The organism is Herbidospora galbida, assembly GCF_005233835.1.
Lineage (GTDB): Bacteria > Actinomycetota > Actinomycetes > Streptosporangiales > Streptosporangiaceae > Herbidospora > Herbidospora galbida.
In genome coordinates, this window is record NZ_SZQA01000042.1 from 37,673 (window position 1) to 57,827 (window position 20,155).

Below are 20,155 nucleotides of genomic sequence, written 5' to 3' on the forward strand. Positions count from 1 at the left end.
TGGGTCAGGATATATCTTCCATGGAAGCTAATATTAGTTTCCATGGAAGCTACTTGGCGGTGGGCGCCGATCACGGCGATCGCCCCCATCGCGTGGGGCACGACCTACTACGTCACCCACGCCTACCTCCCCGCCACCCACCCCCTCTACGGCGCCGTGCTGAGGGCCCTCCCCGCCGGCCTGCTCCTGCTGCTCCTGACCAGGCGGCTCCCGGCCGGCTCGTGGTGGTGGCGTTCGCTCGTCCTCGGCACACTGAACATGAGCGTCTTCTTCGCCCTGATCTACCTGGCCGCCCAGCTTCTCCCGTCGAGTGTCGCGTCCACCATCATGGCGACCTCCCCGATGGTCATGATGCTGCTGGCCTGGGGTCTGGTCGCCGAACGCCCGGCCGTCACCCACCTGGCCGGCGCGGCCGTCGGCGTGGCGGGCGTGGCGCTGACGGTCTTCACCGGCGCCGAGGCGGTGAACGGCTGGGGCGTGCTGGCGTCGGTGGCCGCGATGATCCTGTCGTCGGCCGGCTTCATCCTGGCCAAGCGCTGGAGCCGGGGCGTGGACGTCCTGGCGTCCACCGCCTGGCAGCTCACGGCGGGCGGGCTGGTCCTGCTCCCGTTCGCGGTCGTCGTCGAGGGCGCGCCCCCGCCCGTGACCGGGTCGGGCGTCGCCGCCTACGCCTACGTGTCGGTCGTCGCCACCGCCGTGGCCTTCGCGGCCTGGTTCACCGGCCTGCGCCACCTCCCGGCCGGCACGGTCGGCCTCATCGGCCTGCTCAACCCGGTGACCGGCGTGGTCGTGGGCACTTTGGTCGCCGCCGAGACCCTGACCCCGATCCAGCTGGGCGGCCTGGCCCTGACCTTCGCCGGCATCCTGCTGGGCCGCCCGGTCACCCCGAGGCGCCCACCTGTCGCCGCCGGATCGGCGCGAAGGTCGGAACCGGATCGCGCAGCAGGAATTCGCTGATCATCTGATGACAGAGCTCGGGCTTCTCCACCAGCAGCCCGTGCGACGTCCCGGGCACCACCGCGAGCTCCCCGTCGGGCAGCGCCCGATAGAGCTGCAGCGCGTGTTCGAGCCGCACCTCGTCGTCGTCGCCGACCATCACCAGCGTGCGCGCCGTGACCCCCTTCAGGTCCTCTTCCGTGTACGCCGGCTCGCGCGCGTGCAGGTCGTCGAGCTTGGCCGCGACGACCCGATAGTGCCCTTCGCCGTCGGGCGACACCTCGGCGTGGCTCCGCCCGAGCCATTCGAGGGTGTCCTCGTCGGTGTCGAGCACCCCCGGCAGCCACCCGTCGTGGTGGTAGACGCCCGCGACCAGCACGAGCCCGCGCACCAGGTCGGGCCGCCGCAACGCCAACGTCAACGCCACAGCGGCCCCGTCACTGCACCCGAGCACGTGGGCGGGCCCGATGTGCCGTTCCTGCAGAGCGATCAGGTCGTCGGCCATCGCGCCGAACGTGAACGGCCCGGCCACGTCGGCCGTCCGGCCGTGCCCGCGCCGGTCGGCCCGCCAGAGGGTGAAGCGGTATTTCAGCCCGGCGACGTTGACGTCGAAGGCCCGTGAGTCGACGCCGCCCGGGTGCAGCAGGAAGAGGGGGTCGCCGGTTCCCTGGCGGTCGTACCAGATCTCCATGACCGTCAAGCTAATCGGTGGCGGGTGACGAACCGCGTCCGGCTGCGCCAAGGTGGGACGCATGCGAGTCGTAGTCATCGGTGGCAGCGGCCACATCGGCACCTATCTGGTCCCCCGGCTGGTGCGGGCGGGCCATGAGGTCGTCAACATCAGCCGAGGCTCCCGCGCCGCCTACACCGACGCCCCCGAATGGCGGCAGGTGCGCCAGGTCGTCGCCGACCGGGAACGGCAGGACCGCGAGGGGGTCTTCGGCGACACGGTGGCCGCCCTGCACCCCGACGCGGTCGTCGACCTCGTCTGCTTCACCCTGGAATCGGCCACGGCGCTCGTCGGCCGCCTGCGGGGCGAGACCGGCCACCTGCTGCACTGCGGCTCCATCTGGCGGTACGGCCCCAGCCTCGCCCTGCCGATCTCCGAGACCACCGGCACCGCCCCGGTCGGCGAGTACGGCGTCCAGAAGGACCGGATCGCGCGGATGCTGAAAGAGGAGACCGCCGCCGGCGGACTGGTCACCACGTCCCTGCACCCGGGGCACATCGTCGGCCCCGGCTGGCACCCGATCGGCCCTCTGGGCAACCTCGACCCCGGGGTGTCGGCCACGCTCTCGGCCGGGCGGCCGCTGCGGATCCCGGGCCTCGGCGCCGAGCTCATGCACCACGTCCACGCCGACGACGTCGCCCAGGCCTTCGAACGGGCGCTCGACCGCCGGGACGCGGCGGCGGGCCAGGACTTCAACGTCGTCGCCGCCACCGCCCTGAACGTCCGCGGCTTCGCGCACCAGGCGGCGGCCTGGTTCGGCAAGAGCGCGACGCTGGAATCGGTGAGCTGGGAGGAGTTCCGCCGCCACACGCCCCGGGAGCCCGCGCAGGCGAGCTGGGAGCACCTCCACCGCAGCCACTTCTGCTCCATCGAGAAGGCCGCGACCCTCCTGGGCTACGCGCCGGAGCACCAGCCGCAGGCCGCCGTTTTGGAGGCCGTCCGCTGGCTGATCGACCACGACGAGCTGAAGGTGGCCGGCCCGCTCATCGCCTGAGCGGGCCCGCGTCCGCGACGGCCCGCTCCACCGCGACGTCGTGCCCGCGCAACGCCACCCCGCACTCGCCGCACACCAACCGGGGCACGAACGCCTCCCCGCACCCCAGGTGCCGATACACCAGCGCCGGCCCCTCGGGCGCCCGGAACCACCGGTGCCCCCACGCGATCGCCGTCACCACGACGGGGAAGAACGCCCGTCCCTTGTCCGTCAGGTGATACGTCGTCCAGTCGGCCCGGTCGGCCGACGGCGCCTGCTCGAAGATGCCCAGGTCGCAGAAGACGCGCAGCCGGTCGGCCACGATCGCCGGTGGCGCGCCGAGGCGCTGCTCGAAGTCGCGGAACCGGTGCAGCCCCTGGAAGGCCCCGCCGAGGATCGCCGCCGACCACCGGTTCCCGATCAGCGTCATCGTCTGGGGGAAGAGCCCGGCCGACGCCGAGGCGACCCGCCGCCGGGTCGTGCCGGAGGGGACCGAGCGTTCCCACGTCCCCGACGGGCCGAAGGTCCCGGCGACGTCGCGGGGCAGCGCGGCCTCGCCGCACGCCTGGCAGGCCAGGACGGGCGTGAACGCCGACCCGCACCCCCGGTGGACCATCACCGGCAGCGACTCCGCGTGCTCCGGCACCCAGGCCGACTCCCACGCCCACACGGTCAGCAGCACCGGCCACAGATCGCGCCCGCGTTTGGTCAGCCGGTAGTCCGACGTCTTCTCGAAGACGCCCGACTCCGTCAGGTGGGCCAGCCGCCCGGTCAGCACGGCGTGGGAGATCGGGAGCGCGCTGCGCCACTCCCCGTAGCGCCGGACGCCCATCATGGCGTACCGGAGAATGAGCAGGTTCCACTCGTCGCCGACCAGGCCGAGGGTCATGCCGACCGCGTTGGTGCCCCCCGGGGCCAGCGCGGTGGGGCGGGTTCCCGGGTCAGGCAAGCCCGACGGCCCGTTCAGGAGACTCCGCGGTCCGCCAGCCGGGGATCGACTCCCCGGGAGCCCAGGTGGCGTGGGTGCCGCTGGAGACGCGTTCGGGGAGGCGGATGCGGGCCAGCGGGCCGTCGCCCACGCGGGCCGCGTCGAAGATCAGGCACTCCGAGCGGTCGTCGTTCATGTCGGTCGTCAGCGTGATCAGGTAGCCGTCGTCCTCAGCCGCCGATCCGGCGCGCGGGGCCATGGCGGGCTCGCTGCCGTAGACGTTCGCGGGGAGCCTGTACGTCTCCTCCTTCCCGGTCAGCAGGTCGTGCTTGGTCACGCCGTCGAACAGGAACCAGCCCTCGACCCCGGTCGCCGCGTAGGCGTAGCGGTAGCCGACGCCGCCGTACGCGGAGTTGAGCACCCCGAACTCGGTGATCGAGTCGGTGAGGCGCTCCTCCCGGCACTGGCCGGTCGTCAGGTTCAGCCGCCAGCGGTGCAGCTTGGTCTTCATCCGGTCGAGCGCCAGGAAGCGGAACATACGCTGGTAATAGCTGCCGTCGCCGAGGTCCTTGGGCTCCGGGTCCTCCTGGAAGAAGCCGTCGAGCACGATCTCGTCGCCCTCTTCGTAGGCGTTCACCCAGTGCAGGACGTAGGTCGAGGCGGCCTCGAACCACTGGACCTTCGCGCCGGTCCGGGGGACGACGCCGATCCGCAGCGGGATGTCGGGATGGAAGCGGGCCGCGTACTTGCCCCGTCTCAGCAGGTCGGGGTCCCAGAACATGGGGCAGTCGTTGAGGATCGCGTAGTTCTCGGTGAACGCCATGTCGTGCGGCAGCCGGGGGCCGGGCAGCGGAACGTCCACGTAATGGGTCAGCCGGTTGTCGGCCGAGACGACGCCGTAGTGCATGTAGGGCTCGTCGGTGCCGTAGTTGAAGAACAGCAGTTCGCCGGTGCGCGGATCGACCTTCGTGTGCGCGGAGACGCCGCAGGCGTAGGGGAAGTCGCCGTGCCATTCGGCCTTGCCGAGCGTCTCCAGGGTCAGCGGGTCGAGCCGGTAGAGGTCGCCGCACTGGTAGAAGCTGGTCAGCGCCACCCCGGCGTGCACGACGACGTCGGTCGAGGAGGCGTCCTTCAGGCGGCCGCGCGCGCCCCAGCCGTCGCGCAGCGACAGCGAGGGGCGTTCGGCCAGGCCGGCCCACAGCGGCCCGCCCGCCTCGGCCTCGGCGAGGAAGCCGTCGGTCCGGATGAAGCGGTTGCGGTAGAAGGCCCGGCCGTCGCGGAAGCCGATCACGTGCACCATCCCGTCGCCGTCGAACGGGTGGTAGCGCTCGATGGCCGGGTGGACGGGGTTCTCGGTGTTGCGCAGGTAGACGCCGTCGAGGTCGGCCGGGATCTCGCCGATCACGTCGAGGTCGTCGGCCCGCCACTCGGTGGTCTGCGGACGCCACGGGCCGGTCCGGTAGGGGTGGTCGTCATCTTCCGGAAGGGTCGACAGGACCCGTGCCACGACGTCGACGTCCATTGCTACTCCCCTGTTCCGATCACGAAGCTGACGGTCGTGGTGGTGCTGCCGCCGATGTTCAGCGTGCCGAAGCGGCGGGCCCCCTCGACCTGGTAGGCCCCCGCCCGCCCTGCCACCTGCCGGGACGCGTCGAGCACCATCCGCACGCCGGTCGCGCCGACCGGATGGCCCCCGCCGATCAGGCCCCCGCCGGGGTTGACCGGGATCCGCCCGCCGATCTCCAGGTCGCCGTTCTCGACGGCCTTCCAGCTCTCTCCGGGGTCGGTGATGCCGAAGTGGTCGATCGCGGCGTACTCCGACATGGTGAAGCAATCGTGGGTCTCAATGCCGTCGATTTCCGCCAAAGAGACGCCGGCGCGGGTGAAGGCGTCGGTGATCGCCCGGCGGACGTGCGGGAGGACGTAGGGCTCTCCGGCGCTGCGGGCGAGCTTCTGGGCCAGCGGCAGGCCGACCGTGCGGTGGCCCCAGCCGAGGATCTGCGCCATGGGGCGGGCCCGCGTCCGTTCCAGGAAGCGGCGGCCGACCACGACCAGGCCGGCGCCGCCGTCGGTGATCTGGGAGCAGTCGGTGCGGCGGACGCGGCCCTCCACGACCGGATTGGCCTCGTCGTCGGCGGCGAAGCTCGCGTCGGTGAAGGCCCACTTGCGGGTCTGGGCGTTGGGGTTGGCCGTGGCGTTGGAGAAGTTCAGCCGGGCGATGGCACGCAGGTGGGCCTCGTCGAGGCCGTAGCGGCGGTCGTACTCGTCGGTGAGGGCGCTGAACATGTGGGGCCACATGAACTTCGCGTCCCGGCCCTCGTGGCCGACCCAGGCGGCGGCGCCCAGGTGGCCGGCCGCGTCGTCGCCCGGGACGGTGCGTTCGAGTTCCAGGCCGAGGACGAGGGCGCAGTCGTAGCGGCCCGACTCGATGTCGGCCATCGCCGCGAGCAGGGCGACGCCGCCGGAGGCGCAGGCGGCCTCGTGCCGGGTGGCGGGGACGTCCCAGAGCTCGGGCACGACCGTGGCGGGCATGCCGCCGAGCTGGCCCTGGCCGGTGAAGAGCTGGCCGAAGGCGTTGCCGACGTGGATGACGTCGACGTCGGCGGCGGAGACGCCCGCGTCCTCCAGCGTCGCGCGGACCGTCTCCCCGGTGAGGTCGGCGAAGTCGAGGCCCTCGCGGGACCAGTTGCGGGCGAAGTCGGTCTGGTGGCCACCCAGGACCCATACGGCTTCCGGCATGCTTTCGTACTACAACAAACAGAGTTACAGTGCAAACGTGTCTGACGTCTACCTCCACGACTACGTGCGCACGCCCCGGGCCAAGGGCTCCACCAAGGGCTCGCTGCACCACCTGAGCCCGGTCGACCTGGTGTCCGGTCTGCAGCGGGCGCTCGCCGGGCGGGGGCTCGACCCGGCCGCCGTCGGCGACGTGATCGTCGGGTCGGCCTCGCAGGTCGGCGAGCAGGGCGGCAACCTCGCCCGGGTGGCCACGCTGCTGGCCGGATGGGGCGACGCGGTCCCCGGAGGCACGGTCAACCGCTTCTGCGCCAGCGGGATCGACGCCGTGGCCCAGGTGGCGGCGCGCATCCGTACCGGGGAGATGGACCTCGCGGTCGCCGGGGGCGTCGAGAGCGTCTCCCGGGTGGCCATGTTCAGCGACCGCGCGCCCCTCTGGACCGACCCGGCGACGATCGAGCGGGTCGGCTCGATCCACATGGGGGTGGCCGCCGACCTGAACGCCACGATCGACGGCTGGACCCGCGAGCAGCTCGACGCCTACGCCGTCGAGACCCACGCGAAGGCCGCGGCGGCCTGGGACCGGGGCGACTTCGCCGATTCGGTGATCCCGGCCACCCGCGCCGACGGGTCGGTCTTCGACCGCGACGAGCTGATCCGGCCGGGCACCTCGATGGAGTCGCTGGCCGCGCTGGCCCCCGCCTTCGCCGACCCCGTGCAGGACGCCGTCGCGCTGAAGGCCCATCCGGAGGTGGGCGAGATCGTCCACCACCACACGGTGGGCTCCTCCCCCGCGCTGGCCGACGGCGCGGCGCTGCTGGTCCTCGGCACGGCGGAGAGCCCGATCAGGGTCGTGGGCGCGGCGACCGCCGCCGTCGATCCGGTCGTCATGCTGACCGCCGGGCAGGTCGCCGTCGAGAAGGTGATCGCCAGGGCCGGGCTCACCCCCGCCGACGTCGACGTCTACGAGTTCGCCGAGGCCTTCTCTGCCCTGTGCCTGCGGCTGCGGCGCGACCTCGGGCCGGGCCCCGACCGGCTCAACCCCGGCGGCGGCACGATCGCGATGGGGCACGCGTTCGGCGCGACCGGCGCGATCATGGTCGGGCAGTGCGCCGAGAACCTGACCCGCCTCGGCGGGCGTTACGGGGTCGCCGCCGTCAGCGGCGCGGCCGGGCTCGGGGTGGCTGTGCTCATCGAGCGGGTAGACGGTTGACGTGATCTGGATCAATCTGGCGGCGACCCTCGTGGCCGTCGCGCTGACCATGGCCGTGACCATGGCCTACGCGCTGCGCACGAACAACCAGTCGATCGTCGACTCGGTCTGGGGCCTCGGGTTCGTGGTCGTCGCGATCGTGTCGTTCGTCGTCTCGCTCGCCGCCGGCGAGGGCAGTCCGGCGCGGTCGCTGCTCGCGCTGGTGCTCACCGCGATCTGGGGGGTGCGGCTGGGCGCGTTCATCCACCACCGCAACCGGGGCAAGGGCGAAGATCCCCGGTACGCCGCCATGCTGCGCCAGAACAGCGGTCCGGTGGCCCCCTTCGTGCTGAAGAAGATCTACCTGCCGCAGGGCGCGGTCATGTGGTTCGTGTCGCTGCCGGTGCAGATCGCCATGTTCCAGCCCCAGCCGCTGAACGTCTTCACCTGGCTGGGCGTGGCCCTCTGGATCGTCGGGTTCGCGTTCGAGGCGATCGGCGACGCGCAGCTGGCCCGGTTCAAGGCCGACCCCGCCAACAAGGGCCGGGTCATGGACCGGGGCCTGTGGGCGTGGACGCGGCACCCCAACTACTTCGGCGACGCCGCCGTGTGGTGGGGCCTGTTCCTCATCGCGCTGGGCACCCCGTGGGCGCTCGTCACCATCGTGTGCCCGTGGCTGATGACGTACCTGCTGATCTCCAAGAGCGGCAAGGCCCTCACCGAGAAGCGCATGGCGAAGAGCAAGGGCCAGGAGTTCGTCGACTACGTCAACCGGACCAGCGGGTTCTTCCCGCTGCCGCCGCGTCAGCGCTCGTAGGCCCACATGTGGAACCGGGTCAGCTCCCGGAACCCCATCTTCTGGTAGACGGGCAGCCCGAGGTCGCTGGCCAGCAGCATGGCCGGGGCGGCGGGGTCGGCGCACGCGGCGGCGAAGGTGACCGCCGCGGCGAACCCCCGGCCGCGCGCCTCCGGAGCCACCGAGACGTAGTTGACCTCGGTGAGCCCGTCATAGGTGTACGCCGCCGCCGTCGCCACCGGCAGGCCGTCGAGCCGGCCGAGAAACAGCCGCCAGCCGGTGGCGTGGACGCCCGCACCGAACAGGCGGCCCGGCTGCCAGCCCGCCCGGTCGAGCGGGTAGGCCCGCGCCACCGTCGCCTCGAACTCGGCGGGGTCGCCGGTGACCTCCTCGACGTGGTGGGGCAGGCGCGGCGGCTCGCCGGGCTCGCGGATCATCAGCGGCGGCTGCCCGTCGGTGCGCCAGGGCGCGACCGGCTCGGGCAGCGGCCAGCCGCCCCACAGGTAGAACAGGCCGGGGCCCTCGTGCAGACCGGCGAACTCGAGCGCCTCGCCGGCCAGCCGGCCGAGGTCCTCCGGCTCCCGCAGCAGCGTCGCCCCGTTGGCGAATCCGGCCGCTCCCCCGAAGTCGGCCAGCCACATGTCGTCGCTCCGCGACACCTTGCCGCCCTGGAGGGCGACGTGGGCGTCCGCGGAGGCGGCCAGGAGGCGGGCGTATCGGGTGAGCATGTCGGTCATAAAGGACATTTTGCTCTAGGCGGGCCGTTGCTCGGCAATCTGCCGCCGCATGGCCGACACGTCCATGGAGTAGGGCAGCGTCTCCAGGATGTCGCAGCACCGGTCGGCGGCGTTCAGCCATTCGAGCGCGAACTTGGCCACGAACCGGTCGTAGAAGAGCACCAGCCCCGCCCCCGCCAGCAGGAACATCTCCCGGTCGTCGGGCCGGGAGCGCTCGACCGCCTTGCGCAGGTGGCGGGCGGTCTCGGTGAGGTATTCGGGGTCGCGTTCGACGCGCGACCGGCAGGCCGCCGCGCAGGCCAGGGTGAGGTCGTCGCGGGCGCCCCAGGGCAGCGCCACGGCGAGGCGGCCGAAGTCGGCCGGGAAGTCGACGGTCAGGTGGCGGCACATCGCCGCCAGCACCAGGATCATGGCGTGGTCGAACTCGGGGTCGCCGGGCTTGGCCTGCTCCATCAGCTCGACCAGGGCGTCGACGCCCTCGGCCAGGTCGTGCGGCGCCTCCGACCTGGTGGTCAGCTGGTCGCCCAGGGCCAGTAACGCGGGCGGGCGCATCAGGCTGGGCGGGGCCGCCAGGGCGGCGCGCAGGATCGAGAGCCTCCGGCCCTCCGCGGTGCCGGGGTCGTAGGCCGCGAGGCAGGCGTACAGGGTGCCGAGCATCGCGGCGTGCTCGGGCTCGGCCGGGCGTCCCGCCCCGACCGCCCGGAGCGCGGCCTCGTGGTCGCCGGTGGCCAGCGCGACCGAGCCGAGCAGCAGGAGGGTGTGGGCGTCGTGCGGGTCGTGGCGGGCCGCCGCGAGCAGGTGCCTCGCCGCCCCGGCGAGGTCGGGCGAGGTCCGCCGGGCCATGACGGCGGCGTCGACGAACGAGATGCCGAGCCCGGGAATCGCGTGCTCCAGGAGGAGTTCCCCGGCGCGGGAGTGCGCGGTGGCGGCGGCCCGGACGAGGGCGGGGGTGGACTCCCCGGTCCGCAGTCGCCGCTCGACGACCCGGGCGGCCTCGATCGCGACGGCGGGCGTGGGATCGTGCTTCAACGCGCGGAGGGCACGTTCGACGTCCTCGTCCGGTGAAGTCATATGAGCATATTGCCGGTATTTCGACGTTCGTTACGAGGGTTCGACCAGAGAAGTTCGGGCTCCGGGCGAAGATGGCACGAGAGGGACATTTCCTGTCAATTAGCCCGTATTTATCGATGGCCATTATGTCGATAGGTTGACCCCCGACACCTGACCTGAGGAGCGACGTGGCCGCGGCTTTGGAACTCGACGGACTCGGCAAACGCTTCGGCCCGAAAATAGCGGTCGACCATGTGAGCCTTTCCGTCCCGCCCGGATCCTTTTACGGCCTGGTCGGCCCGAACGGCGCCGGGAAAACCACGTCACTGTCGATGGCGGTGGGCCTGCTGCGCCCCGACACCGGCCACGCCCGCGTCTTCGGAGTCGACGTCTGGGACGACCCGATCGGCGCGCGGGCGCGGGTGGGCGTGCTCCCCGACGGGCTGGCCCTGCCCGAGCGGCTGACGGGCCGGGAGCTCCTCACCTACCTGGGCCGGCTGCGCGGGCTCGACCGCGCGACGGCCGCCGCGCGGGCCGGCGAGCTGCTGGAGATCCTGGAGCTCGACCAGGCCGAACGCACCCTGGTGATCGACTACTCGACGGGCATGCGCAAGAAGATCGGCCTGGCCACCGCGATGCTGCACGGCCCCCGCCTGCTGGTGCTCGACGAGCCGTTCGAGGCGGTCGACCCCGTCTCCGCGCTGACGATCCGGGCGATGCTGAAGAGCTTCGTCGCCGGGGGCGGTTCCGTCGTGCTGTCGAGCCACGTCATGGCGCTGGTGGAGCAGCTGTGCGACCACGTCGCGGTGATCGACAAGGGCCGCGTCGCCGCCGCCGGGCCCCTCGACGAGGTGCGCGACGGCCGCTCCCTCGAAGACCGGTTCGTCGAACTGGTCGGGGCCGACGTCGACGACATGAAGGGGCCCTCGTGGTTGGCGTCCTGATCGCGATGAAGTTACGGGTGCTGCGGCACTCGATCGGCGGGTCCCGTGCGGCCGGCATGGTCATGGGCGGGCTGGCCGGCCTGGCCCTGGCGATCGGCACGATCGTGGTGGCGGGCATCGACGGCGACCTGCTGGCGGCCGTCTTCGCGGTCTGGCTGTTCGGCTGGATGCTCGGCCCGGTCTACACGGGCGGCGGCGACGAGAGCGTCCGGCCCGAACACTTCTCGCTGCTGCCGATCGACCCGCGCAAACTGGCCCTGGGCCTTCTCGGCACGGCCTTCGTCGGCGTCCCCCCGCTGGTCAGCCTGGTCGCCTTCAGCGCCCTGGCCGTCTACGCCGGGTCGTTCGGCCTGGCCGGGTTCACGGTCGCGCTGGTGGCGATCCCGCTGATGGTGGCGCTGGTCGTGGCGCTGTCGCGGCTGATGATCGGCGTGCTGGGCGTGGCCGTCCGGTCGCGGACGGGCGCGATCCTGGCGGCGCTGGTCAACGCGTCGATGAACGTCGTGCTGAACCAGTCGTGGGTGCTGATCTGGGCGGCGATCCAGTTCGACCTGCTGACGTCGGGCTTCCCCCCGGCCTTCTCGACCGTGGTGCGCTGGCTGCCGTCGGGCTGGGGCATCGCGGCCGTGGAGGCGGCCGGGCGGGGCGACTGGCTCGTGGTGGCGGCGGCCCTCCTCGGGATCTGCGCGCTCATCGCGCTGGCGCTGCTCGTGTGGTCGCAGCTGCTGGTCAGGCGGACCACGACCAAGCCCCTGCACTGGGTCCCCCAGGGCACCGGCGGCGACCTCGCCGCCCGCGGCCCGGTGGGCGCGGTGGCGGCCAAGGAACTCCGGACGTGGTCGCGCGACCTGATGCGCACCCACCTGCTGTGGTTCGCCGTCTTCTTCGGCCTGCTCTACACCCTCGTCCCGCTGATCATCGACTGGTACGGCATGCTGCCGTGGGCCGGCGTCCTGGTGGTCGTGATGGCCGCCGCGACCTCGGCCAACCTGTTCGGCCTCGACGGCACCTCCCTGTGGCTCAACCTGGTCAACCCCGGCACCGAGCGGGCGGAGGTACGCGGCCGCCAGCTCGCCTGGCTGCTGCGGGTGGCCCCGATCGCGATCGTGTTCACCGTCGCCGGCACGATCGTCGGCGGTGAGGGCTGGACGTGGCCGTGGACGCTGTCGATCCTGGCGGCGGTGCTGGGCGGCGGCGCCGGGCTGATCGCCCTGGTGTCGGTCGCGATGCTGGTGCCGGTGACCGAGCCGACCAGGCGCAGCGGCAACCCGCTGGAGGCGGGCGCCATCTTCGGCCAGGTCGTGCTGATGCTGCTGCTGGTGACGGTGACGGCGCTCCCGGCGGGCGGCGTCGCCTACCTGGGCGACGCGCTCGACCTGCCGGTCGTGTCGTGGCTGGCCGTGGCGGTCGGCGTGGGCACGGGCGCGGGGCTGACGTGGTGGTTCGGGCGGATCGCCCACCGGATGCTGGCGGCGAGGGGGCCGGAGCTGCTGAGCCTGATGCGCTCAGGCGGGACCGTCTCGCCCGGTTCGGGCGAGGTGACTGCCGCGGGGCGGGCCCGGGTGAAGCTGCCGGCCGGCAAGCAGGCGCTGGTCACGTTCCTGTGGATCTTCTGCTGGATCCCGCTGTTCCCGCAGGGGCTGGTGCCGCTGTGGATGATCTGGACCGGCGGCGACGCGCGGCTCTGGTTCCTGGCGCTGCACCTGCAGGATCCGTGGCGGATCCCGGTGGCCCTCGCGTTCGTCGTCATGGGGGCGGTGATGATCTACTACGGCACGGTCATCCCGAACCGCCACGACCGGGCGACACGTGAGCGGCAGTCGTCGGAAGAGCGCCATCTGGAGAACGTGGGCTGATCACCCACCCACCATTAGGTACACAGAGTTACTATTGCTAACTTTTAGTGATGACTCTGGATGGGGACGACACGGACGGGACCGCGTGAAGTCCCCCCGGCAGTGGTCGGTGCGGCTGCGCCTGACGATCTGGGCGACGGCGGCGGCGGCGCTGGCGTGCGCGGTGACGGTGGGGTTCGTCCTCGACGGCAACCATCAGGCACGGATGTCCGACCAGCTCCGCGAGGTGTACTCCGCCGACCTGCGGGTGCTGCACCACCTGGCCCGCCAGCGGGCGGTGCCGCCCGTGCTGCCCGACGAGGGACTGACCGCGATGCAGGTGGTGGACCCAAGCGGACGGCTGGTGTCGGCGAACACCCGGATGGCCGGCCAGCCGCGCATGGCCTTCTTCGTCCCGCCGCGCCGCCCCGGAGGCATGGACGGGGTGGTCTGCGACGTGCCCAGCTTCCCCGGTCAGTGCCTGACCGTCGCGGCCATGTGGATCACGACCCCGAGCGGCGACCTGATCGTCTACGGCGGGGAGCCGACCCATCCCTGGTACGGCGACAGCGCGTTCGCGACCGTGCTCGTCTCCGGAGCCCTGATCTGGCTGATCCTGGTGGCGGTGGGCACCCATTTCCTCGTCGAACGCGCGCTGCGCCCCGTGGTGGACATCGCCTCCGAACTTGCCGAGATCACCGAGAAATGTCCTGGCCGCCGGGTGCCCGTGCCCGCCCACCACGACGAGATCCGCTATCTGGCCACCACCGCGAACCGCACCCTGCAACACCTGGAAGAGGCCATCGAGCGGGAGCGGCGGTTCACCTCCGACGTCTCCCACGACCTGCGCACCCCCATCACGGGAGCCCGGCTGCGGCTGGAGGAGGCGCTGACCGATCCCGAGGTGGACTGGCCGACGACGGCCCGGGAACTGCTCAACGACATGGAACGCCAGCAGGCGCTCGCCGAGGACATCCTCACCCTGGCCCGCATGGGCAACGAACGGCTGCCCCCGCAGTCACGGGCCGATCTCGGTCAGCTGGCCCGACGCGAGATCGAGCGCCGCCCCCATGGCCGGGTGCCGATCGAGACGGACCTGGAGCCGGAGGTGATCGTCTTCTGCGACCGGCTGCTGATCTCCCGGCTGATGGCGAACCTGCTGGACAACGCCCAGCGGCACGCCGTGAGCCGCGTGGTCGTCGCGGTCAGGACCGAGGACGGCACGGGGGTGCTGGTGGTGGCCGACGACGGCGCCGGCATCGCACCCGAATATCGCGAACTCGTCTTCGAGCGGTTCGCCCGGTTGCCGGAATCGCGCGAGCTGGATCCCCACGGCACCGGCCTCGGCCTGGCCATCTGCCGTGAGATCGCCCAGGCCCACCAGGGTTCGCTCAACGTCGAGGATTCGGCCCGGGGAGCGTGCATGGTGCTCCGCCTGCCCCTCCAGACCTGACCGGCGCGGATTCAGGACGGTTTCCCGATGATCTGCTGGAGGACGTCCATGTATCTGCGGAACGCCTCGCGGCCCTGGTCGGTCAGCGACAGCCAGGTGCGGGGGCGTTTGCCCTCGAAGGCCTTGGCGGCGTTCACGTAGCCCGCCTCTTCGAGCGCCAGCAGGTGCTTGGACAGCAGCGAGTCGCTGACCTCGATGGTCTCCTTGAGGAAGCGGAAGTCGGCCTGTTCGGCCGCCGCCAGTGCCGCCATGATCGACAGGCGCACGGGTGCGTGGATGAGGTCGTCGAGGTCGTGGCGCGGGTGGGTGTGCTCCTGCGGCGGCCTGGCCCCGCTCACAGGCTTCTCCGCAGCCGCCAGCCGGCGTAGATCATCGGCAGGCCCGAGATCAGGCACAACACCGCCACCAGCCAATTCGTGGTCTCCACGCCCGCGATTTTAAGGCCGGTCGCGACCAGCATCGGCGCGAGGAACGTCACCCCGCCCAGCAGCGTGAGCCGGGTGACCCAGGGCGCGTTGACCCGCCCGCGCAGACCGGGCCGGCGCGGCAGGACCAGCATCCAGATCACCAGGGCGATCCAGCCGGCGCCCGCGACGACGCCCGCCCAGTCGGGGCCGAGCAGCATGCCCCACCAGTAGGGCCCGGTCGCCAGGCCCATCACCAGCAGGATCGTGCTGTAGGCCCGGCGCGTCTTGCGCACCTCTTCTTCGACCCGGCGTACCTCGTCGAGAGCCGCACCAGCGGACAGTTCCACAACTCCTCCTTCGTTCCGGTACTCAAACGCTATCAAGTACTCAACTCACGTTCAAGTGAATATCTAGAGATCCGATCTTTTCGAGTAAATCGAAGGGTTCTTTACAGAACTCGACAACCTGGATCGGTCCACCTTGGCACTCTGACCTGCGAACTCTTACCGATCATTAATCCAGAAGTTTCCAAAAGGCTGCTGAATGTTGCATTCGTGTGTCGACGGCTGTCAAGATGACGCCGAGCCGTCCGATGTTACGCGGCGATAACACCGCGACGTGCCCTCCCCTCCGTCAGACCGAAGGAGTCCCACGTGGCCGTCTCCCGCCGGGGGTTCATGACCTCCGCCATGACCGGCTCCGCCCTCGCCGCGGTGTCCTCGACCGGTGTGCTGTCCGCGCTCTCCAGCCCGGCGCACGCGGCGAGCCCGCCCGGCGACGTCGTGGGGAAGATCACCGTCGGATACCAGGGCTGGTTCGCCTGCCGTGGCGACGGCTCCCCCATCGACCGGTGGTGGCACTGGAGCGGTGCCGACAACACCGTGCCGCCCTCGCCCTCCAACACCACGATCGTGTCGTGGCCCGACATCCGCGACTACACGCGGACGTACCCGACGCTCTACCAGAACCTGAACAACGGCCAGACGGCGAACCTGTTCTCGTCGTGGGACCAGCAGACGATCGACACCCACTTCAAGTGGATGCGCGACTACAACTGCGACACCGCCGCCCTGCAGCGGTTCAACCCGTTCGGCGCCGAAGGCCCGATCCGCGACGGGATCACGGCGAAGGTGCGGCAGGCCGCCGAGGCCTACGGCCGCAAGTTCTACATCATGTACGACGTCACGAGCTGGACGAACTTCCAGTCGGAGATCAAGACCGACTGGACGAACAAGATGTCGGCGTACACGCAGAGCCCGATGTACGCCAAGCAGAACGGCAAGCCCGTCGTCTGCATCTGGGGCTTCGGCTTCAACGACCCCGGCCGCCCGTTCCCCCCGGCGCCCTGCCTGGAGGTCGTCAACTGGTTCAAGGCGCAGGGCTGCTACGTCATCGGCGGCGTCCCGACGTACTGGCGGCAGGGCATCAACGACTCCCGCAGCGGGTTCGGCGAAGTCTACCGCGCCTTCAACATGATCTCGCCGTGGATGGTCGGCCGCACCCACACCATCTCGGGCCTCGACGGCTTCTACGCCAACAACGTCGTGCCCGACGTGGCCGACTGCAACGCCAACGGCATCGACTACCAGCCCTGCGTCATGCCCGGCGACCTGCAGTCGCGCGCCCGCGCCCACGGCGACTTCATGTGGCGGATGTTCTACAACACCATCCGCGCCGGGTCGCACGGCATCTACATCTCCATGTTCGACGAGTACAACGAGGGCAACCAGATCGCCAAGACCACCGAGACGCAGGCCACCGTGCCCGCCGGGTCGGGCATCCTGTCGCTCGACGAGGACGGCACCTTCTGTTCCAGCGACTACTACCTGCGGCTGACCGGCGACGGCGGCCGGATGCTGAAGGGCCAGATAGCGCTCACCGCGACCCGGCCGACCCCGCCGGTGGTGTCGAGCGGCGACAACCAGGCCCCGTCGGTGCCCGCGAACCTGGTCGTGACCAACCGGACGGCGACCTCCGTCACCCTGTCGTGGGCCGCCTCGACCGACAACGTCGGGGTGGCGTCCTACCAGGTCAACCGGGGCGGCACGGCGGCCGGCACGACCGCCGCGACGACCTTCACGGTGACCGGGCTGACCCCGAACACGGCCTACACCTTCACCGTCCTCGCCCGCGACGCGGCCGGGAACGCCTCCGCGCCCTCGGGCGGGGTGTCGGCCACGACGCTGCCCCAGACCACCGCCTACGTAGCGCTGCGGGCCCGCGTCAACAGCAGGTACGTGACGGCGAACGCCGGTCAGAACCTCATCGCGAACGCCACCACGATCGGCACCGCCCAGCAGTTCGAGCGCGTCACCCTGGCCAACGGCCAGATCGCGCTGCGGGCCCGCTCGAACAACCAGTACGTCTGCGCCGAGAACGCGGGCGCCGCGCCGCTGATCGCCAACCGGGCGGCCGTCGGCCCCTGGGAGACCTTCACGCTGGTGCAGAACCCGAACGGCTCGGTCAGCCTCCGGGCGCAGGCCAACGACCAGTACGTCTGCGCCGAGAACAACGGCGCCGCCGCGCTGATCGCCAACCGGGCGGCCATCGGCGGATGGGAGCAGTTCGACATCGTGACCGCGTAGCCGGAACTGTCGCCGGGTGCTCCTAGAGTGGCGCCCGTGGAGGCGACGGTCGAGCGGCTGGTGTTCGTCCGCGACGACGAATACACGGTCGCGCGGATGAGCGACGGCGGTGGCGGTTTCGTCGCCGCCGGTCGCGTGCTGGCGGGCGTGCAGCCCGGCGAGACCCTCAAGCTCGCCGGGTCGTGGTCCGACCACCCCCGCCACGGGCGCAGGTTCGCGGCGGAGGCGTGCGAGCGGGTGACCCCGGCGACGATCCCGGCCATCCAGGCCTACCTGGGGTCGGGGCTGATCCGGGGCATCGGCCCGCGGCTGGCGGCGGCGATCGTCGGGCACTTCGGCGCGGACACCCTGACCGTGATCGACGCCGAGCCCGACCGGCTGACCGAGGTGATCAACATCGGCCCGCAGCGGCGGGCCCAGATCGTCGAGGCGTGGCTCGATCAGAAGGCGGTCGCCGCCCTCATGGTGACCCTGCAGGGCTTCGGGGTCTCCCCCCTGCTGGCCGCCAAGATCTACCAGGCGTTCGGCTCCGACAGCCAGGAGGTCGTCTCCACCGATCCCTACCGGCTGATCGGGCGGGTGCGCGGGGTCGGGTTCCACATCGCCGACCGCATCGCGCTGCGATCCGGCGTACCCGAACGGAGCCCGCAGCGGATCAAGGCGGCGATCCTCGACCGCCTCGAATCGGCCGCCGCGCGGGGCGGCCACTGTTATCTGGCGATGCCCGCGCTGCTGGCCCAGACGGCCGAGCTGGTGGAGCAGGATCCCGAGCTGGTCCGCGCCATGGTCGACGCGCTGACCGCCGAACGCCGCGTGGTGGTGGAGGCCGGGGAGCAGCCCGGCCGGGTCGTCGTCTACGACAAGGAGCTGCACAGCCGCGAGGTAGCGCTGGCCGGGCACCTCCGGCGCCTGATGTCGGCCACGTCGGGCATGCCGATGCGCCACTACGACGAGGACGCCTCCCTCCACGACGACCAGCGGGCGGCGGTGACGCTGGCGCTGACCTGCCAGGTGACCGTGCTGACCGGCGGGCCGGGCTGCGGCAAGAGCCACACCGTGCGGTCGATCGCGCGGGCGGTCCGGGCCATGGGCGGCACGGTGACGCTGGCCGCGCCGACCGGGAAGGCGGCCAAGCGGCTGTCGGAGCTGACCGGCCTGCCGGCGATGACCGTCCACCGCCTGCTGATGGCCCCCGACGACGACGGCACCACCCTGTTCGCCGAGGCCCCGGCCAAGGCCGACCTGGTCGTGGTCGACGAGGCGTCGATGCTCGACCTCCACCTGGCGGTCCGGCTGACCGCCGCGATCCCCGACGGCGGCCACCTGCTGCTGGTGGGCGACACCGACCAGCTGCCCAGCATCGGTCCCGGCAACGTGCTGGCCGACGTGCTGAAGGTGCCCGACATCCCGCGCGTGCGGCTGACCCACGTGTTCCGGCAGGCCGAGGGCAGCGGGATCGTGCGGGCGGCCCATCTGATCCGCTCGGGGCACCTGCCCGACCTGCCGGGGCGGGGCGGGTTCTGGTTCGAGGAGGCGGGCGATCCCGAGCTGGTCGCCGAACGGGTGGTGCACCTGGCGACCGACGGCATCCCGCGCAAGCAGGGGGTCTCCCCCGACCAGGTGCAGGTGCTGTGCCCGATGCGGCGCGGCGTGACCGGCACGGTCGAGATCGGGCGGCTGCTGCAGGAGCGGCGCAACCCGGCGCGCGAGGGGGTGGCCGAGTTCTGGTCGGGGCCCGAGGTGTTCCGGGTGGGCGACCGGGTCATGCCGGTGCGCAACAACTACGACAAGGGCGTCTTCAACGGCGAGACCGCCACGATCACCGCGATGGACCTGCCCGGCCGCGTCGCCGCCCTGCGGGTCGACGACGGGCGCGAGGTCGACTACGGCTTCGACGAGCTCGACGACCTCACCCACGCCTACGCGATCAGCGTCCACCGGGCACAGGGCAGCGAATACCCGTTCGTGGTCGCGCCGCTGGTGGCCGAGTCGGGCGGGATCATGCTGCGGCGGCGGCTGCTCTACACGCTGGTGACCAGGGCGAAGGCGTGGGTGGTGCTGGTGGGGCACCGGGAGGCCCTCGAACAGGCCGTCCACCAGCTGGGCACGGCCCGCAACACGGGGCTGGCCAGGCGGCTGAACGTGTAATCGGCCATAGACGGCGGCTCCCGATTCGGAGACCATGCCCGCGTGATCGACACACCTCTCGTCGAACGTGAGCGGCAGCTGGCCGCGTTCGACGCCCATCTGCGCGCGCTGGCCTCGGGGGCCGGGCGGTTCGTCGTGGTCGACGGCGGGCCCGGCGCGGGCAAGAGCCGGCTGCTCGCGGCGGTCCGCGCCGCCGCCGACGGGCATCGGGTGCTGTCGGCGCGGGCGTCGCGGCTGGAGCGCACCTACGCGTTCGGCGTGGTGCGGCAGCTGCTCGAACCCGTCGTCGCGCGGGCCGCCGACCGGGAGCGGCTGCTGGCCGGTCCGGCCGCCGCGGCGTCGGCGGTGCTCGGGGCACCCGGGGAGCCGCCGGGCGACTACGCCGTGCTCAACGGGCTGTTCTGGCTGGTCGCGAACGTCTGCGAGACCGGTCCGGCGGTCCTCCTCGTCGACGACCTGCACTGGGCCGACGAGGCGTCGCTGCGGTTCCTGGCCTATCTGCTGCCGCGCGTCGACGGGCTGCCGCTGCTGGTGGCCGCCGGGTCGCGGCCCGAGTCCGACGGCGGCCTGCTCGACGTCGTCCTCACCGAGGCCGAGCGGCTGCCGCTGCCGCCGCTGACCCCCGGCGGGGTGGCGGCGGTGCTCGACGGCGTCACCGGCCAGCGGCCCGACGCGGCGTTCGCGCGGGCCTGCGCCGAGGCGACC

At 71.8% G+C, this 20,155-nt stretch carries 18 protein-coding genes; 10 read left to right on the forward strand and 8 right to left on the reverse strand.

Annotation, left to right across the window (positions count from 1 at the left end; translation table 11 throughout):
• Window positions 1-42: 42 nt before the first annotated feature.
• Window positions 43-957, forward strand: coding sequence for an EamA family transporter (locus FDA94_RS32685; RefSeq protein ID WP_137250929.1), 915 nt, complete (start codon window positions 43-45; stop codon window positions 955-957).
• On the opposite strand, the gene FDA94_RS32690 is transcribed toward FDA94_RS32685, so the two are convergent.
• Window positions 881-1,627, reverse strand: coding sequence for an alpha/beta fold hydrolase (locus tag FDA94_RS32690; protein WP_137250930.1), 747 nt, complete (start codon window positions 1,625-1,627; stop codon window positions 881-883). The genes FDA94_RS32685 and FDA94_RS32690 overlap by 77 nt on opposite strands.
• A gap of 61 nt (window positions 1,628-1,688) precedes the next feature.
• On the opposite strand from FDA94_RS32690, the gene FDA94_RS32695 reads away from it, so the two are divergent.
• Window positions 1,689-2,660 (forward strand): NAD-dependent epimerase/dehydratase family protein, encoded by a 972-nt coding sequence (locus tag FDA94_RS32695; RefSeq protein WP_137250931.1) that lies wholly within the window; start codon window positions 1,689-1,691, stop codon window positions 2,658-2,660.
• Here the strand turns inward: FDA94_RS32695 and FDA94_RS32700 are convergent.
• The 3 genes from FDA94_RS32700 to FDA94_RS32710 are packed head-to-tail and all read right to left on the reverse strand — an operon-like array spanning window position 2,650 to window position 6,306.
• Complete coding sequence (locus FDA94_RS32700) at window positions 2,650-3,588, reverse strand: winged helix-turn-helix transcriptional regulator (protein WP_246060268.1); 939 nt, start codon at window positions 3,586-3,588, stop codon at window positions 2,650-2,652. The genes FDA94_RS32695 and FDA94_RS32700 overlap by 11 nt on opposite strands.
• Window positions 3,581-5,089, reverse strand: a complete 1,509-nt coding sequence (locus tag FDA94_RS32705) for a carotenoid oxygenase family protein (RefSeq protein ID WP_137250932.1) — start codon at window positions 5,087-5,089, stop codon at window positions 3,581-3,583. The genes FDA94_RS32700 and FDA94_RS32705 overlap by 8 nt, the downstream gene beginning before the upstream one ends.
• A 2-nt stretch (window positions 5,090-5,091) precedes the next feature.
• Window positions 5,092-6,306 carry an acetyl-CoA acetyltransferase gene (locus FDA94_RS32710; protein ID WP_137250933.1) on the reverse strand — a complete coding sequence of 405 codons (1,215 nt, stop codon included), beginning with the start codon at window positions 6,304-6,306 and terminating at the stop codon, window positions 5,092-5,094.
• Between the two features lie 37 nt (window positions 6,307-6,343).
• On the opposite strand from FDA94_RS32710, the gene FDA94_RS32715 reads away from it, so the two are divergent.
• Together FDA94_RS32715 and FDA94_RS32720 are read left to right on the forward strand one after the other, a co-directional pair.
• Window positions 6,344-7,516, forward strand: a complete 1,173-nt coding sequence (locus FDA94_RS32715; RefSeq protein WP_137250934.1) for an acetyl-CoA C-acyltransferase — start codon at window positions 6,344-6,346, stop codon at window positions 7,514-7,516.
• A gap of 1 nt (window position 7,517) precedes the next feature.
• Window positions 7,518-8,312 carry a DUF1295 domain-containing protein gene (locus FDA94_RS32720; RefSeq protein WP_246060269.1) on the forward strand — a complete coding sequence of 265 codons (795 nt, stop codon included), beginning with the start codon at window positions 7,518-7,520 and terminating at the stop codon, window positions 8,310-8,312.
• Here FDA94_RS32720 and FDA94_RS32725 read toward each other — a convergent pair.
• Both FDA94_RS32725 and FDA94_RS32730 read right to left on the reverse strand, forming a co-directional pair.
• Complete coding sequence (locus FDA94_RS32725; protein ID WP_137250935.1) at window positions 8,300-9,028, reverse strand: hypothetical protein; 729 nt, start codon at window positions 9,026-9,028, stop codon at window positions 8,300-8,302. The two genes, FDA94_RS32720 and FDA94_RS32725, sit on opposite strands and share 13 nt — an antisense overlap.
• 15 nt (window positions 9,029-9,043) lie before the next feature.
• The gene (locus FDA94_RS32730; RefSeq protein ID WP_137250936.1) at window positions 9,044-10,099 is read right to left on the reverse strand and encodes a hypothetical protein; all 1,056 of its coding nucleotides are present in this window, start codon (window positions 10,097-10,099) and stop codon (window positions 9,044-9,046) included.
• Window positions 10,100-10,266: 167 nt separating this feature from the next.
• Between FDA94_RS32730 and FDA94_RS32735 the strand changes: the two genes are divergently transcribed.
• The 3 genes from FDA94_RS32735 (at window position 10,267) to FDA94_RS32745 (ending at window position 14,310) form a co-directional block, all read left to right on the forward strand.
• Entirely contained in the window at window positions 10,267-11,022 is a 756-nt protein-coding gene (locus FDA94_RS32735; protein WP_246060270.1) for an ABC transporter ATP-binding protein, read from the forward strand.
• Window positions 11,007-12,878: a hypothetical protein gene (locus FDA94_RS32740; protein ID WP_137250938.1), complete on the forward strand. Its 1,872-nt coding sequence runs from the start codon at window positions 11,007-11,009 to the stop codon at window positions 12,876-12,878. The genes FDA94_RS32735 and FDA94_RS32740 overlap by 16 nt, the downstream gene beginning before the upstream one ends.
• Window positions 12,879-12,963: 85 nt before the next feature.
• Window positions 12,964-14,310, forward strand: coding sequence for a sensor histidine kinase (locus tag FDA94_RS32745; RefSeq protein WP_137250939.1), 1,347 nt, complete (start codon window positions 12,964-12,966; stop codon window positions 14,308-14,310).
• 11 nt (window positions 14,311-14,321) lie between these two features.
• On the opposite strand, the gene FDA94_RS32750 is transcribed toward FDA94_RS32745, so the two are convergent.
• Together FDA94_RS32750 and FDA94_RS32755 are read right to left on the reverse strand one after the other, a co-directional pair.
• Complete coding sequence (locus FDA94_RS32750; protein ID WP_246060271.1) at window positions 14,322-14,648, reverse strand: winged helix-turn-helix domain-containing protein; 327 nt, start codon at window positions 14,646-14,648, stop codon at window positions 14,322-14,324.
• Window positions 14,645-15,064 carry a hypothetical protein gene (locus tag FDA94_RS32755; protein WP_137250940.1) on the reverse strand — a complete coding sequence of 140 codons (420 nt, stop codon included), beginning with the start codon at window positions 15,062-15,064 and terminating at the stop codon, window positions 14,645-14,647. The genes FDA94_RS32750 and FDA94_RS32755 overlap by 4 nt, the downstream gene beginning before the upstream one ends.
• Before the next feature lie 306 nt (window positions 15,065-15,370).
• On the opposite strand from FDA94_RS32755, the gene FDA94_RS40790 reads away from it, so the two are divergent.
• The 3 genes from FDA94_RS40790 to FDA94_RS32770 all read left to right on the forward strand — a co-directional run.
• Window positions 15,371-17,302 (forward strand): fibronectin type III domain-containing protein, encoded by a 1,932-nt coding sequence (locus tag FDA94_RS40790; protein ID WP_137250941.1) that lies wholly within the window; start codon window positions 15,371-15,373, stop codon window positions 17,300-17,302.
• A 36-nt stretch (window positions 17,303-17,338) separates the two neighbouring features.
• The gene (gene recD2, locus FDA94_RS32765) at window positions 17,339-19,450 is read left to right on the forward strand and encodes an SF1B family DNA helicase RecD2 (RefSeq protein ID WP_246060272.1); all 2,112 of its coding nucleotides are present in this window, start codon (window positions 17,339-17,341) and stop codon (window positions 19,448-19,450) included.
• Between the two features lie 42 nt (window positions 19,451-19,492).
• Window positions 19,493-20,155, forward strand: a 663-nt coding sequence (locus FDA94_RS32770; protein ID WP_137250942.1) for an AAA family ATPase, incomplete at its 3' end; no start/stop codon positions are given.